Origin of the sequence: Megasphaera vaginalis (ex Srinivasan et al. 2021) (assembly GCF_000478965.1) — a bacterium.
GTDB classification, from domain to species: domain Bacteria; phylum Bacillota; class Negativicutes; order Veillonellales; family Megasphaeraceae; genus Megasphaera; species Megasphaera vaginalis.
On sequence record NZ_AWXA01000041.1, the window covers coordinates 63,035 to 78,122 of the forward strand.

The following is a 15,088-nucleotide window of genomic DNA, read 5'->3' on the forward strand; positions in this document are numbered from 1 at the left end:
CTCTGCCTGCTTTACAGCTTTGCAGTACGTATCTACAATAAATACCAGCGCCGACCGTATCCGGCGCGGCTACGGTCAAATGCCGCATTTACCATAAAAAGCAGATATTCCCCGTTTGTACAGGAAATATCTGCTTTTCGTTTTGCCAACAAAGATCCGACAGGGTCGTGCTGCCGATCGTTCTTATCAATACCATTCGTTGATATAGCACTTCGTCTTCGGAAAAATATTTTGCAGCGCCTCGACCGCTTTCGGCGTACCGTCAAGCCTTCCGTTGAAGGCCAGCGCAGCGGCATCTACAGCGCCAAAGAGAAGAAGGGCCAAAGCTCCCACGGACAGGGAAACGGCCGGTTCCGCCTGCGGCGTATATTCAACCGTTGCCGCACCTCCCTGCACCGTCAACGTGAACGTACCCGTGTTCCATGAAGCCAGCGGGTCGGCGACGGCGACGGTCAGCGAAGTCGCCAGTGACGGCGCGTAGGCAACGCTTTCCAAGGCTCCTTTGACATCGACAATGCGGCCTGCCATAAAGGGAATCGTCTGATGTCCTTCTTTACCGTCCGGATAAAAACGGTACGACTCATCGTGCAGGCCTTCGTTCCAGCGAACTGCCGTCCCCTGCGAACGATGGTTGTAAAGATAAGAAAGAAGGCCGCCCTTTCCCTTGGCCGTGGCGTAGACGAATTCACCGCAGTTAATCGTCGGCTCGCCCAATTTATAGAACATGTACGCAATAGGCTGTTCTCCGTCAAACACGACGGCGATCTGTCCTTCGGCAAGCTGACCGGCGATATGGCTGCGCCACGATTCTTCATTGCGCACGGCATAGCCCGACAGGTCCGCCGTATACCGGGCATAAATATCCGCCAAATAATGCCATTGGTCCGGATCGCTGAGAAAAGCGAAACGGACATCCTTGACGACGAAAGGCCGCAGCGCTTCAAGGGGCATCGTTTCCTGCCATTGATGACAATATAGCTCATAACCGTAAGGCTGATAAAATCCGGCCTTTGACGGCATGAGGATATTGACGAAATGGTGACGCCTTTTCATTTCTTCCAGCGCCGCCAACAGAAGCTTGCCGCCGACGCCGCCGTGCCGTGCCGCCGGATGCGTCGCTAGGCCGACGATATAAGAAGTTTCGACAAAACGGCCGCGCAGCCTCAACGTATACGGATTCAAATGGGTAAGACAGGCGAGCGCCTCGTTTTTAAACCCGAGCAAAACGTTTTCAGGGCGATAGACGTGTCTGAAATACCATTGAAAAAAAGGATCCTCCTTCGGCTCAAAACAGTAAGCCCATAACGCTTCGATCAATCCTCTGTCCTGCTTTTCGGCGATGCGGAATTCCATCGTATCCCCTTCCTTTCCTGTCGGAAAAAACGCGGCAAAGCAGCCGTACTGCTCATGTCTGACCACTCCTGTAGGACTGAGCGTCAGACTTGTTCTCTTAACGTCACATCAAATTTTTCAACATAGTGATGCGGATTGTATGACTCCTTCGATTGGCGCAGACCGGGAATCCCCATATCTTCTTCTCTGTTTATATACGTCGTATGGCTCCAGGCATGAACGACAAATTCGTGGTTGATCGCCTGATAAAGGCCGCGAATGGCGGGATCGCTCTTTTCGTAGTGGATGATGGCCGTATCGTCGTTCAGCATTTCCCCGATAGAAAAGGCCGCGATTTTATTGAAAATGCGGATAGCGCCGCCTGTCGCACCGAGAACGTCCCAATTGGCAAAGACCGTTTCAATGGCCTGCCGTTCACCATACAGTTCTTCGTCATTTTCTTCATCGCGGTCAAGCCGTCCGTCAAACCAGCGTTTTTCCGCTTCCAGACATTCCGTAAAAATATCCGGCGTAATCGGCACGTATTCATAGCCCATATACTGATTACGAAAATGATTGAGATTATTTTTCTTCTGCCGGAATTTTTTGCCCGACAAGTTGATCAGATCCTGCGTCAAGTACACGTATTCATAGTTATCCCGATCCGGCGTAATCGTATAACAGTCCGGACAAAGCGCCGTAATGCGTTCGACAACTTCGGGCACGACGCCCTTCATGAGAAAAGGGTATCCTTGGGCGGCAAACCATTCTTTCATATGTTCGAGCCCTTTGACAAAGCTGCCGTCCTTACGGGCAAAGGGCGGCAGCCAAAACTGCTTCTTGCCGCGGCCGGAGCGAATAAATAGGACGTTGTCCTCTTCAGCCCATTGTATTTCATAAGGCCGTTGCCAGGAAAAAAGCGTCATAAATGACGTATCGGCCTGTTCATATCGCTTTTGTTGAAAGTAATCATCAATGATCGGTTTATCTTCCAATCGAAATTCTCTGAAACTTATGATAAAAATCTCCCCCTTACAACTATTTGGAAACAAACGGATTGTCTCTGAGATAAAACCGCCACGGAAATTGTTTTCCCGCTGCGGCGTACTCGATATTACGGCGCCGGGACACGGCGATATCGACGGATTCGCTCCCGTCATCGTGCAGAAGATACAGACCGTCGCCGCACAGGCCGACGCCGTTTTGTGCCAGTGTGATATCCATCGCCCGGCACAGCTTGCCCGGCCCGTTCGTAAGATTGACGGAAAATTTTTCCGCCTTGCGATTCGTCAACATGGCGGAAATTCCGTCGACGGGCTCAACGGCGCGGATCAAAACGGCTTCCGCCGTATCCCGCGGGCCCGTGACGATATTAAAGCAGTGGTACATGCCGTAAATCAGGTAAACGTAGGCAATGCCGCCTGCTTCAAACATCGGCGCCGTCCGCTTGGTCCTGCCGCGGCTGGCGTGGGAGCCGTCATCTATCTTGCCGTCGTAAGTGCCGCCGTAGGCCTCCGTTTCCACAATACGGCCGACAAAATGCGCTTGCGCCGTATGCCGCACGAGATAGGACCCCAAAAGCGCCCGTGCCAGAACGACGGCGCCTTCGGCAAATTCTTCCCGCTGCCATCTGGACTGTATCATGTCCGCTTACGACAGCCGAGAGAATAAGATATTTCCGACGCGAACTGACTCATCATGAAGAGCATTTTCTGGCGAATGGAGTCGTAAAAACGCATCGACGGACCGGCAATGGTCAAGGAGGCGACAACACGCTCTTCAAAACTGAAAACAGGCACAGCCAGGGCAAAAAGACCGTGTTCGCTTTCATCTTGCGTAATGGCGTATCCGTTGTGCCGGATCATCGTCAATTCGCTTTCCGTCAGCGTCCCGTACGCCGCAATGATGCGTTCCCGCTCTTCCGCAGACGCCCAGGCGATCAGCACCTTGCCGGCTGCGCCTTTATAGATGGGCAGAACCTCTCCGAGAGGGATAACGCGGCGCAAAGAATGGCTGCTCTCAACATGATCCAGGCAGATACGATGATCGCCTTCGGCAATATAAATGCTGACGGTCTCGTTAAATTCCTGCTGAAGCTGCCGTAAATAAGGCTTGGCCAGCGTAATGACATTTTCCGTCCAATGTGATGAATACCCCAACGCCAAGGCGCGGGGACCGAGGCGATATTGCTTGGACGAATCGCTGCGCGTCAAGTATTGACGCCGCTCCAGCGTATTGACAATCCGAAATGCCGTTGACGTGTTCAAGTCTGTCCGTTCGGCAATCTCCTTTAGTGCCATGCCCGTATTATTGTCGACGAAAAGATCCAATACATCAAGGCTTTTTTCCAGGGATTTCAGCAAGCTGTTCTGCCGGTTCATGTGTTGATCTGCTTCTTTCACTCCATTCACCTTCTCTTTACCCGTTGATCTTCATGCCTATTTCCAATGAATCAGGCGGATCGGCAACGATGCGGTCGCCTTCACGCAAACCGTCGAGGATAATAACCCTGCCGTTTTCCTCATCGCCTGTAAGAACGGCCTTGGCATCGACGAGACCGTCATCTTTGACAATATACACAAAATCGCCGCTGTCTTTTGTACGGATAGCCGTTTTCGGCACGGTGATCTGTTCCACGACTTGCGGCGTCGAAAGGCGAACGTGATAAAACTCTCCGGGAACAAAGAGATTCTTCGTATTGTTGAACGTAACTTTCGCCATATACGCTCCCGTAGCATTGTCTTTTTCCGTTGCCAAATAGGTCAGCTCACCGATTTCCGTTTCTCCGGAAGCAGCCAACACGGTGACAGTGATTGAGCCTTTCCCCTTGGCATCCGTCAACGCCCGGATATAGTCTTCCGGTACGGCAAAGGTCGCGACGAGAGGCGTTATCTGCTGAATCGTTGCCAACACGTTGCCGGCTACGGCAATGGACGGATTATCATTGACAGCCGTAACACGACCGTCGATAGGCGAGTAGATCGTCGCATTGCCGAGCATATCGCGAGCAGCCTGAACGGATTGCTGCAGCTGCGCGATCTGTCCGCTGTCCGCAGCCGGCTGCGCCGCCGCAGACGGCGCCGAGGCGCCGCTGCGCGCCATCATTTGATTATATTCGACCTTGGAAATGGCCCCCATTTGATACCAGACATCAAGCTTGGCACGCTGACTTCCATCGCCGCCGGAAGCTTCTTCCGGTTGGGACGGCACATAAGCGGCAGCTGTCGCTGTCGCCGCCGCTAATTGCGCTTCGGCGGCGACGACGCTCTGCTGATAAGGCGCCGCATCGACTTGAACGACAACGTCTCCGGCCTTTACTTCCTGTCCGACCGTAAGCGGTGCGGATACCAATTTTCCCGATAATTTAGGAATAATATTTGTCATGTGAAGCGCCGTAATGTTGGCATCCAGTGTCAAGGCAACGGGATGCTCCGATTTCATAACCGTTTCCGTTTTCGTGGAAACGGTATTGCCGCAACCCGCTAAAAGAGCCGCCGTCACAACGGCAGTCCCTGCAAGGAGTGCCCATTTTTTCCAATTCACGCTATCCCTTCCCGTTCTTTCTTAAAAAAAGGTGTAAAATGCCGTCACCGCGAGAACGCCAGGCAAGCCGAAGATGCCGACCAGGAGCCCCGTTACCCAGGTGACCGGTACCGTGTGCAACCCGAAGGCGGCGCCGAAAGTATTGATCAGCCAAAATACGACCAGGCCGCTGACGACGTTAACAATCAGGTGCCGCAGCGGCGCCAGCAAGAGGCGATTCAAGATGAACAGGACGACGATACCGATGAGAATACTCGTATATTCCATAGTGACCTCACATTTCTTGTCTGTTCGCCACGGCGCCGGCCAGCGTCGCCTCGTCGGCAAACTCGATATCCCCGCCCGCCGGCAAACCGCGGGCAATGCGGGTCACGCGAATGCCTGTCGCCTTCAGCAGCCGGGCCAGGTAAAGAGCCGTCGCCTCGCCTTCGACATCGGGATCGGTAGCGATGATGACTTCCTGCACCTCCGTGTCGCCGAGGCGCTGCAGCAATTCTCTGATCCGCAAATCATCGGCGCCAATACCGTCTAACGGCGACAAAGCTCCGTGCAGGACGTGATAGAGACCGCGGTAATCACCGCTCCGTTCAATGGCCAGGACATCCTGCGGCGTTTCGACGACGCAGATGACGGAACGATCCCGCCTGTCGTCGTCGCAGATCGGGCACGGGTCCTGCGCGGAAAGATTGAAGCAGACGGAGCAAAGACGCATCTCTTTTTTCGCAGTAGCAACGGCCTCAATAAATGCCCGCACCTTGTCATCCGGCTCCTGCACCAGAAAATACGCCAGCTTACGGGCCGTCTTGATGCCGATGCCGGGCAAACGGCGAAATTCTTCTGCCAACCGATCGAGAGGCGTATCCATCAGAACATTCCCGGCAGCTTCATGCCGCCTGTGATCTTGCTCATTTCCTGCGCCATCATTTCATCCACTTTCTTATTTGCTTCATTGACGGCGGCAACGATCAGATCTTCAAGCATTTCCGTATCTTCGGGATCAACGACACTGGGATCGATATGAACGCGTTCGACCACTTTTTCGCCGTTCATCGTAAGAGTCAGGACACCGCCGCCGACAGTGGCGTCAACGGTGCGCTGCTTCAATTCATCTTGAAGCTTCTGCATGTCTTTTTGCATCTTCTGTACTTTCTTCATCATACCCTGCATATTATTTCCACCAAACATTGCAACTACCTCCTATTATGGCTAACCAGATCTTCATACGTTTTCATCTTCCAGATAAATGGTACATTCTCCCACCGTTTTCAACAGCGGATCGAGCATCTTTCGTTCCGCCTCCGGTATGTCGGCAACGCCAATGCGCTGCCGCCCTAAAGGCGTCTGCGGCACGGATGCCCGTGTTACACCTACAACTGTGTTTTCAGCGTTTTTTTTTCGTACGCCGCCAGCGCCGGGTCCTTTTCCTCATAACAGACCATATGATACCCCTTGCCCAACAGCTTCGCCAGCGCCGCATCAATATGCGTATAGTAATCCTTGCCGTTCGCCCGTTTGACCATAAAATCGCCTTTCAAGGAGACGATGACGTCCGTATCACCGATATGGACGATACGACCGCCGCGGACGCAGGCGAGAATAACCTTCTTTCGTTCCTTGTCGAGAATCCGGCAGACGTCTTGCCAAATGGCGTCATACCGCTCACTGCTGACGGCTGCAGGTTGCGGCAACGGCGATGCAGACGCAGCGGCCCGTGTTTCGGCAGGCTCCTCTTCCGGCATTTCCTTCGCGGCAACAGTCGTCGCCGCAGCCACGTCAGCCGGCCGCGATCGGACAGGCGCCGCTGCCGCAGGATCCGAGTGCGGCAACGGCCGGCCGTCTGCAAGAGCGGCTTCAATCCGGCCGATGCGTTCCAGAACCGACGGCGGCACTGTATCGTTCCGCTCTTCCAGCCGTTTCACCCTGCCTCCCAAGTCACCTTGCTCCGTCCCGCGAACGCGGCTGGCCATCAGCAGCCCCATTTCCACGGCAATGCGCGGCAACGGTGACGTCTTGGCCCGAAGCAAAGCGTCCTGCAACACTTCGATCATGGCAAAAACACGGTCGCCGTCAAGGGCCGCCGCTGCCGCCGCGAGCCTGTCCGAAGCATCGGCATACGCTGCCAGCAAATCCGATTGCGGCGCGGCCTGGCAAAGCATGACGGCACGCAAATGAGCAATAACTTCGGTCAAAACGGTCCGCGGCTCCTTGCCCATGGCGACAACGGTATCGACGGCTTCGATCAGCGTGCGCCCGTCGCCGCGGCGCAGCGCCTCACCGATGCGAAAAAGCCACTCCCTGCCGACGAGTCCCAGCAGACTGCGCACGACGTCTTCATCAATCGTTGATGCCGAATTGCCGGCGCATTGATCCAACAGACTCAAGGCGTCCCGCATGCCGCCATCGGCCTGAAGAGCAATGATCCGGGCCGCCGCCGCCGTGATGTCGATCTGTTCCTGTGCCGCGATGTACAACAGGCGTTCGGCAATATCACCGCTCGTGATACGGCGAAATTCATACCGCTGACAGCGCGACAGAATCGTAACGGGAATCCGCTCCGGCTCGGTCGTAGCCAGGATAAAAATCACGTGTCCCGGCGGCTCTTCCAACGTCTTTAATAGCGCGTTGAACGCTTCCGTCGTCAGCATATGCACTTCATCAATGATATAAACCTTTTTCTGTCCCTCAGCCGGCATGAACTTGACCGTTTCCCGCAACGTCCGAATATCGTCGACGCTGCGGTTGGAAGCGGCGTCGATCTCAACGACGTCCAATGATTCTCCGGCCGCAATATGGCGACAAACGTCACACTCATTACAGGGATGCGCCGTCGGTCCGCGCCGGCAATTCATCGCTCTGGCGAAGATCTTCGCCGTACTCGTCTTGCCCGTGCCGCGCGGTCCGGAAAAAAGATAGGCGTGCGCCACCTTATCCGTCTCTATCGCTTTCTGCAAGGTTTCCGTAATATGCCGCTGCCCGACGACATCTTCAAATATCTTAGGACGCCATTTACGATACAAAGCCACATACGCCATTTAGAATCACTACTCCATATACCAAAAAAAGCAGCTAATCGCTGCTTTACTATCTGCGTAAAAGTACTCGTGTATGATAGCCTGACAGGTTACCTCGTGGCACATGGAACGGTCTACTTATCGCTGCTTCCTCTCGGACCTGACGAGGTTCATAGGGTTTCATTGCACAAGCCCCGACAGGCTACCACGCACCAGCACTTTTATTCAATTAGCTATATAATTATAGCTTAAAAACAGGGAAATAGCAAGAAAAAATGCGTTCAGACCCCTGCTGTGCCTTTGCCGATGAAGCATAGAAGCAATCCCTTTTTCGGACCTCATTGCCAGAAACGCCGTCTTTTTGCCGGCGCCGAAACAAAAACAAGACTCTACACGATTGCATAGAGTCTTGTTGTAAACCATTCCGGCTTATTTATGCTGCCAAATATCAACACGACGGTTGTCGGCGCGACCCTGATCCGTATTGTTCGTGCTTACGGGATCATTTTCGCCCTTGTAATTAAGCTGCAACTGCGCGCTGTTTACACCGTTGTTTACGGCATATTGTGCGACGTTGGTCACGCGGCGTTTCGAGAGATCGTCATTATAGCCGTCCGTCCCTTTCGAGTCCGTATTGCCGACGAGTTTGAACGTATCGTTCGGATGGCTCTTGGCTACAGCTACGAAGTTATCGAGTTTAGCCTGTTCCGACGCCATCGGCTGATCCTGGTCGAAATCGAAGTGGATGCTGTCCAGATAGTAGTCATTGTATACATGCGGCGTTTCCGTTACAACCGGTGCCGGTGTCGGTTCCGGTGCGACATAAACCGGTTCCGGCGCAACTTCATGGCCGCCGCCGAAGCGGTAGGACAAGGTTACAAACGGCCCTTTGTACGAAATATTGGCATCGTCGATAAGGCCGGCTTCGCCTTTATCGGCCAGCTTCGTGTTGACATAGCGATAACCGGCGCTGAGATCGAAATCCTTGCTCATCGTGTAGCCGAGACCTGCTTCCCAAAGCGTCGTACGCTGTGTGCCGACTGCCGCCTTGCCGTAAATGTCGAAGTTTTCCGACAACGGCGCTTTGGCAATCAAGCCCAACTGGGCCACATTGTTCGCCTGGCTGTAGTTGGTATTTTCAAAAGAGTTTTTAATGCGATTCCAACCGCCGTAGAGAGCGAAGTTTTTATTCAGCGAATATACGAGATTGACTTCGTGTTCATCGCCATTAGTGCCGACGCCAGTCGTTTCGGCGGTCCCCTTCGTCTTCAAGCCGTGATAGGCGTATTCCAAGCCCCATTTGTCACTGAGACCGTACGTCAGGCCGCCCTGGAAATTCCATTTGGCGTCGGTGCTGACATTACTGCCGCCGGCGACCCAATTGCTGGCATCAGCTTCGGCCTTCGGATTCCAAGCGCCGAGATCGAGCTGCCACTGGCCTTGTTCAAATTGTGTCTGCGGCGTAGCAAATGCGAATGACGTTGCACATGCAGCGGCTACGGCAGCCAATGCGAAAGATTTCTTTTTCATCATTAACCCCACACTTTCATTATTAGAATAATTCCATATCCCCAAATTCCCTATTTATTTGGATACTTCCCCATTTATAGTACGACTTAATTGTTACAGTTTTTCAACAATCCCTATTCAGTAAACTACAGTTTTATTTAAATACCCATTTCTTCCGTGACAAGTAATTCCAGACCGTTACGATTGCGCTGGCCAGTATTTTGGACGGCACAGGCGGCAGTCCCAACAAGGCCGGCGCCGTAAAAATCCACATGAGAAGGAGGTTCCAGAGCAAGCCGATTGTACTGACGAGAAAGACGAGAGATATTTCCGCTTTTTTCCGATAGCGGCTGCCGCTGTCAAAGACAAAGATATTCCCCATGACATAATGATAACACGTCGACAGCGTAAAAGCCGCCGTCGTCGCCGCCAAAACATGGTATGTCGGAAACACCGTGCCGTAAAAACCGTCAATGCAGCGAAGGATAACGTAAAAAAGGATCCATTCCAAGATAGCTGCCGAACCGCCGATAACGAGATAGAGAAAAACCTTCATATATTCATTATTCGTATAATCACGGCCGAAAATCCGTTTTTCTCTCATGTTTTTCGCTGCCTTTCGCGCTGTTGTTTCTTCCAATCCTTAATCTGCCGCAACCGTTCTTTCAGCCGGGCCTCCATCCCTCTTTCCGTCGGCACATAATATTCGCGCCCTGCGAGCGAATCGGGCAGACATTGCATAGCCGTCAGGCCCTCCGCATAATCGTGCGCGTATTGGTACCCCTTGCCGTAAGACAGATCCTTCATCAACGTTGTCGGCGCATTGCGAATGACGAGAGGGACCGGCTCGGCGAGCTGCGTCAACGCGTCTTTACGAGCTTTCATATACGCCGCTTCCATGGCATTTGATTTCGGCGCCAGCGAAAGATAGACGACAGCCTCCGTCAAATGAACGGAACATTCCGGCATGCCGATAAAATGGCAGGCCTGATAAGCGGCCACAGCCAGTTCCAAGGCGCGGGGATCGGCAAGCCCCACATCTTCACTGGCAAATCGCGTGACGCGCCTGGCAACGTAAAGCGGATCTTCACCGGCTTCCAGCATCCGCGCCAGCCAATAGACTGCCGCGTCGGGATCGGAATTACGCATGGATTTATGAAGCGCGGAAATAAGATTATAATGCTCTTCTCCATGCTTGTCGTACAGAAGTGATTTTTTGGAAATACATTGTTCCAGCAGTTCCTTCGTGACCGTGACGGTATCGCCTGACAGCTCTCCGTTCAGAACGGCCATTTCCAACGTCGAAAGCGCTGTACGCCCGTCTCCGTTGGCAAAAGCCGCGATCCAGCGAAGCAGTTCATCGTCAATGACGACAGTCTGCGTTCCGAAACCGGCGGGATTCGTCAACGCCCGCTTCAACAGGAGAACGAGCTCATCTTCCGACAAGGCCTGTAGAACAAAGACCTTACAACGGGACAATAAGGCGCCGTTGATTTCAAAAGACGGATTCTCCGTTGTCGCGCCGATCAGGATAATGCTGCCCTTTTCGACGAACGGCAGAAAAGCATCTTGCTGCGCCTTATTAAACCGGTGAATTTCATCGACGAAAACGATCGTCTTTTCACCGAATTGCGTATTGCTGTCAGCTTCCTGCATGACGGTTCGAATTTCTTTGATCCCGCTCGTAACAGCGGAAAAGTCGATAAAAGCCGCTTGCGTATGTTTGGCAATAATCCGCGCCAGCGTTGTCTTGCCGACGCCGGGCGGCCCCCAAAAAATCATGGAAGTAATGCTGTCGTTTTCAATGAGGCGGCGCAATATCCTGCCGCAGCCCAAAAGATGCCCCTGTCCGATAAATTCAGCCAATGTCTGCGGCCGTAAACGAGCTGCCAGAGGCTGCGGCACAGTTCCGGCGAAAAGAGTAGTTTGTTCCATAACGGCGCCTTTCTTCGCAGAAAAGGCAGTGCACCGCAACGGCAGCACTGCCTGAGTACGAACGGTCAGTATATCCTTTCGCAGCAAGACGGCAATTCGGCCGTTCGGCCGTAAGCGAAAAGTTATTCGTCCAAACCGGTCAATTTCTTGTATTCCGCGCGAACGGAATCTTCACAAGCGCGCATGGCAAGAATCGTCTTTTCCATTAATTCAGAAAGATCCCAGCCCAGCAATTGTGCGCCTTGTTCGATAACGTCACGGGAACAGCCGGCGGCGAATCGTTTATCTTTAAACTTCTTTTTCAGGCTTTTTACTTCCATATCCTGCGTGCTCTTTGATGGACGCATCTTTGCGGCGGCGCCGATCAGCCCCGTTAATTCGTCGGCAGCAAAAAGAACTTTCTCCATTTTTTCCTTCGGCTCCCAATCGGTGCAAATACCGTAACCGTGACAACAAACGGAATAAATGAATTTGTCATCGGCGCCGATTTCGGCGAGGAGCTCCGGCGCTTTCCGGCAATGCTGTTCCGGGTACTTTTCAAAATCGACATCGTGCAGCAGGCCGACTAATCCCCAATAGTCCTTTTCCGCGCCATAACCGAGTTCTTCGGCATACCACCGCATTACTCCTTCAACGGTCAAGCCGTGCAAAATGTGAAAAGGCTCCTGATTATATTTTCGCAACAGTTGCAGTGCATCGCTACGTTCCATAGACAACATCCCCCTTAATAAATAATATCTATTATAGCATATTACCCAAACGGTTAATGCGGAAATCTTCAATAATTCTCATGAACGTTCGATTATTCATCGGATTTTCATTGAAGGCGAACAAATGAGAGTCGCACGAGCAATCACTGCAGCCGAAACGGGGCACTGTCCGATCGGCAACGGCGCCGACAGCGCGGGCAAGCTCGCATTCCAGATCATCGGCCGTACGAATCGGAATCGGCGCGACTATCTCGGCAACGGCGCGGAGATAATCAAAATGCCAACGCAATTTTTTTCGCCGCCTGCCGTGACGGGCCAACCGGGCAGACAAATTTCGCTTCGCCGAACCGACGTAAACGTAAAACCCTTTGGCAAAAAAAACGGGGCCCAGCGAACCGATCGCAACGGTCGCGTCCGCCGGCATTTCGACGACGATCAGGTAGTCGCCGCCATCACGATTCTCTCTGCGCAACACATCTTCCGGATAGGCGAGGAGACCGCGCGGCTCGGGCAGCGTAAAAGTCTCATCCCAGGCCACGGCCAACGCTTTCCAGTCAAGATACGGCGCCGCCTCATAAAAAGCGGCGGCAAAAGCGGGATCGGTATGGTAATCCGGCAAAAACCAGCGCGCCCGCGGCCATTGAACGAGAAAGAGCAGCCCTGTACGAAATCCTTGCCGTTTCAAGGCAACCAGATGAAGAAGATGTTTCCGTCCCCGTTCCGTTACGGCATCGGGAAACATGGCGCCGCCATCGCTGCCGAAAAGAGAACACGACTTTACTTCGACAAAGAACAGTTCTTCGCCCTTTTTCAGCAGCAGGTCAAAACGGCTTTCGCCGATCGTGACTTCACGGCGAAAGACATGCCATCCTTCCCAGCCCGGCACAGCCTGCCGCTCAATCAGACTGGCGGCAACGTCATTCGTATACTGCGTATCCATCAAAACGGGGACGCCGTCACGTTCGATACCGACGACGTCATAAGCCGTTTTGCGCCTGACCTTACCCTGCGCGGCCGCGCGGCGCAGCCAGAGCGTAACCCCCGGAAAAAGCAGTTCCCAAAGACGGCCCGGATTCGGCAGATGACACGTGACAACGCCAGCATCTGCAGCGGCGTGAACGATAAATCGATTCGGCCTGTCGATAAACGAAGCCTTGATAAGATCACGTTTTTCCATTCGCACCGCCTTCCTCCGTCTGTAAGAAATGATACAGCGCTCCGATCATGGCCGCCGTATTGCCCAATGCGGCAAATCGCAGCGACGTCCGCGCCAAGATATAGGGATCTACCAGCCGCTGCAGCTGCCGCACCAATCTCGGCTCAAGATAGTCACGCTGCGCCATGACGGCGCCGCCGAGAACGATGACCGCCGGATTGAGAAGCCAGCAGATATTGGCGATCTCCTCAGCCCAACAATCGATCCCGCCACGGATAACGGCAGCGGCTCTTTCATCACCGGCAGCGGCGGCGGCAAAGAGCGCTTTACCGTCGCGCACCGCACAGCCGGCAGCCGTCGCGCGGCGCAACAGCGCCGGTACTGCGGCACGTTCCTCAAAGGTTTCCCTGCTGCCGTGCCGCAGCAGGCCGATCTCACCGGCACTGCCGGCGGCGCCGCGCCAAAGCTGCCCGTACTGCAACAGGGCGCCGCCAATACCGGTACCGACAGCCATACAAAAAAGCGAAGCGGCGCCTTGCGCGGCGCCACGCCAATATTCACCGTAAGCGGCGGCATTAACATCATTTTCCGCACTGCAGGGCACGCCGCATCTCCGAGAAACTTCGTCGGTCAGAGGCAACCCGGCATAACCGGGCAGATGACTTCCTGCCCACGCAATAACACCGCTGTCCGTATTGACGACGCCTGTCGTCGCCAGCGCCACGCCAGCGACGCCGCTCCTCCCGTCGTCAGGCAAGAAGGCATCTTGCCGCTGTGCAAAAGCACGCCGCTCCGCTCGGCAAGACCGTATTTTATATCCGTTCCGCCAATATCAACGACTACGTATTTCATGACTCTCCTCCCGAATGATCCTGCTTTCCGCAATTATCGCTTCTATCGTATCACGGAAGCGAAAAAAAAGATACGCCGCCTGCAAGGACGACGTATCTTCAACGCATACCGCTCCGTACTCAAGCCGGCCAATCGCCGCTGAACGAAACGGCGGCCGGTCCGGTCATGTAAACGTTGCCGTCAGCTTCGCTGTATTCAACATGGAGTGTCCCCAGATAAAGCTGCACATCAACGCTGCGACCGGTAAATCCGTTCAGGAAAGAACCGACGGCGCAGGCGCAGGAACCGGTGCCGCAAGCCAACGTGGCCCCGGCGCCGCGTTCCCAAGTATGAACTTTAATCGTATGATCATCGACGACTTGGACGAAATTCATATTCGTCTTGCGCGGGAAAGCGCTGTGCGTTTCGAATTTCGGGCCCAACTGATGAAGCGCGACGGCGTCCACATCGGTCACATACGTCATCGTATGAGGCACGCCCATGAGCAGGCTCGTAATCTTATACGTCGTACCGTCGACGACAAGGTCTTCATTGACGACGGGGCCTGCCGGACCTTCCATGGGAATCTGACTGCGATCCGTAAAAGGCTTGCCCATGTTAATCGTAACCAAAGACACTTTACCGTCGGCGCCGACAGTGACTTGCGGCGTCATGATACCGGCCAGCGTTTCCACCGTAAAAGTATCTTTCTTCATGATGCCGTTATCATATACATATTTGGCAAAACAGCGAATACCGTTGCCGCACATTTCCGCTTCGCTGCCGTCGGCATTAATAATGCGCATGCGCACGTCGGCTTTATCGCTGGGAACAATGACGATGATCCCGTCGGCGCCGATGCCGGTATGGCGGTCACACACGGCAACGGCGAGATCCGTAAAATCTTTTGCCGCGCCTGCCGCATCTTCAAAAAACACAAAATCATTGCCTAACCCATGCATTTTAACAAATTTCATACGTTCCTCCTCTATTACAGACCAAAGGTTTCTATGCAACTGTACGTATACGTTTATTATAACAGCGGAAAATAGCAAATATAT

The 15,088-nt window shown here is 53.6% G+C and carries 18 protein-coding genes and 1 other RNA gene; all 19 read right to left on the reverse strand.

Translation table 11 applies throughout. The features are described from left to right. Window positions 1-186: 186 nt before the first annotated feature. Window positions 187-1,353, reverse strand: a complete 1,167-nt coding sequence (locus HMPREF1250_RS07090) for a GNAT family N-acetyltransferase (RefSeq protein WP_036242959.1) — start codon at window positions 1,351-1,353, stop codon at window positions 187-189. Window positions 1,354-1,436: 83 nt separating this feature from the next. Beyond that, entirely contained in the window at window positions 1,437-2,327 is an 891-nt protein-coding gene (locus tag HMPREF1250_RS07095; RefSeq protein ID WP_051356083.1) for a DUF2156 domain-containing protein, read from the reverse strand. A gap of 43 nt (window positions 2,328-2,370) precedes the next feature. After that, a complete protein-coding gene (locus HMPREF1250_RS07100; protein ID WP_023053970.1) occupies window positions 2,371-2,976 on the reverse strand; it encodes a DNA-3-methyladenine glycosylase in 606 nt (201 codons plus the stop codon). Beyond that, window positions 2,973-3,734, reverse strand: coding sequence for an IclR family transcriptional regulator (locus HMPREF1250_RS07105; protein ID WP_023054048.1), 762 nt, complete (start codon window positions 3,732-3,734; stop codon window positions 2,973-2,975). The genes HMPREF1250_RS07100 and HMPREF1250_RS07105 overlap by 4 nt, the downstream gene beginning before the upstream one ends. Window positions 3,735-3,750: 16 nt before the next feature. Then, entirely contained in the window at window positions 3,751-4,875 is a 1,125-nt protein-coding gene (locus HMPREF1250_RS07110; protein ID WP_023053984.1) for an efflux RND transporter periplasmic adaptor subunit, read from the reverse strand. Window positions 4,876-4,896: 21 nt separating this feature from the next. Next, window positions 4,897-5,142 (reverse strand): pro-sigmaK processing inhibitor BofA family protein, encoded by a 246-nt coding sequence (locus HMPREF1250_RS07115; protein ID WP_023053982.1) that lies wholly within the window; start codon window positions 5,140-5,142, stop codon window positions 4,897-4,899. A 7-nt stretch (window positions 5,143-5,149) separates the two neighbouring features. Next, entirely contained in the window at window positions 5,150-5,740 is a 591-nt protein-coding gene (gene recR / locus HMPREF1250_RS07120; RefSeq protein WP_023053995.1) for a recombination mediator RecR, read from the reverse strand. Next, the gene (locus HMPREF1250_RS07125) at window positions 5,740-6,060 is read right to left on the reverse strand and encodes a YbaB/EbfC family nucleoid-associated protein (protein WP_023053942.1); all 321 of its coding nucleotides are present in this window, start codon (window positions 6,058-6,060) and stop codon (window positions 5,740-5,742) included. Before HMPREF1250_RS07125 ends, recR begins: the two co-directional genes overlap by 1 nt. Window positions 6,061-6,093: 33 nt before the next feature. Then, window positions 6,094-6,225, reverse strand: coding sequence for a hypothetical protein (locus tag HMPREF1250_RS12185; RefSeq protein WP_023053990.1), 132 nt, complete (start codon window positions 6,223-6,225; stop codon window positions 6,094-6,096). Window positions 6,226-6,242: 17 nt separating this feature from the next. Then, a complete protein-coding gene (gene dnaX / locus HMPREF1250_RS07130) occupies window positions 6,243-7,907 on the reverse strand; it encodes a DNA polymerase III subunit gamma/tau (RefSeq protein ID WP_023054031.1) in 1,665 nt (554 codons plus the stop codon). Window positions 7,908-7,948: 41 nt separating this feature from the next. Continuing rightward, an RNA gene (gene ffs / locus HMPREF1250_RS11215) (signal recognition particle sRNA large type) lies at window positions 7,949-8,144 on the reverse strand. Window positions 8,145-8,315: 171 nt separating this feature from the next. Continuing rightward, window positions 8,316-9,416 carry an OmpA family protein gene (locus HMPREF1250_RS07135; RefSeq protein ID WP_036242965.1) on the reverse strand — a complete coding sequence of 367 codons (1,101 nt, stop codon included), beginning with the start codon at window positions 9,414-9,416 and terminating at the stop codon, window positions 8,316-8,318. A gap of 133 nt (window positions 9,417-9,549) precedes the next feature. After that, window positions 9,550-9,999 (reverse strand): GtrA family protein, encoded by a 450-nt coding sequence (locus HMPREF1250_RS07140; RefSeq protein WP_023053979.1) that lies wholly within the window; start codon window positions 9,997-9,999, stop codon window positions 9,550-9,552. Next, window positions 9,996-11,330: a replication-associated recombination protein A gene (locus HMPREF1250_RS07145; RefSeq protein WP_036242933.1), complete on the reverse strand. Its 1,335-nt coding sequence runs from the start codon at window positions 11,328-11,330 to the stop codon at window positions 9,996-9,998. The genes HMPREF1250_RS07140 and HMPREF1250_RS07145 overlap by 4 nt, the downstream gene beginning before the upstream one ends. A gap of 122 nt (window positions 11,331-11,452) precedes the next feature. Next, window positions 11,453-12,040 (reverse strand): hypothetical protein, encoded by a 588-nt coding sequence (locus HMPREF1250_RS07150; protein ID WP_023053948.1) that lies wholly within the window; start codon window positions 12,038-12,040, stop codon window positions 11,453-11,455. Between the two features lie 31 nt (window positions 12,041-12,071). After that, on the reverse strand, window positions 12,072-13,217 hold the full coding sequence (sfsA, locus tag HMPREF1250_RS07155; protein ID WP_023054035.1) for a DNA/RNA nuclease SfsA: 1,146 nt from the start codon (window positions 13,215-13,217) through the stop codon (window positions 12,072-12,074). Continuing rightward, on the reverse strand, window positions 13,204-13,920 hold the full coding sequence (locus HMPREF1250_RS07160; RefSeq protein ID WP_051356084.1) for an ROK family protein: 717 nt from the start codon (window positions 13,918-13,920) through the stop codon (window positions 13,204-13,206). The genes sfsA and HMPREF1250_RS07160 overlap by 14 nt, the downstream gene beginning before the upstream one ends. Then, window positions 13,827-14,048, reverse strand: a complete 222-nt coding sequence (locus tag HMPREF1250_RS11845) for an ROK family protein (protein ID WP_196806859.1) — start codon at window positions 14,046-14,048, stop codon at window positions 13,827-13,829. The genes HMPREF1250_RS07160 and HMPREF1250_RS11845 overlap by 94 nt, the downstream gene beginning before the upstream one ends. Before the next feature lie 119 nt (window positions 14,049-14,167). Then, a complete protein-coding gene (gene dapF, locus HMPREF1250_RS07165) occupies window positions 14,168-15,004 on the reverse strand; it encodes a diaminopimelate epimerase (RefSeq protein ID WP_023054047.1) in 837 nt (278 codons plus the stop codon). Window positions 15,005-15,088 lie beyond the last annotated feature (84 nt).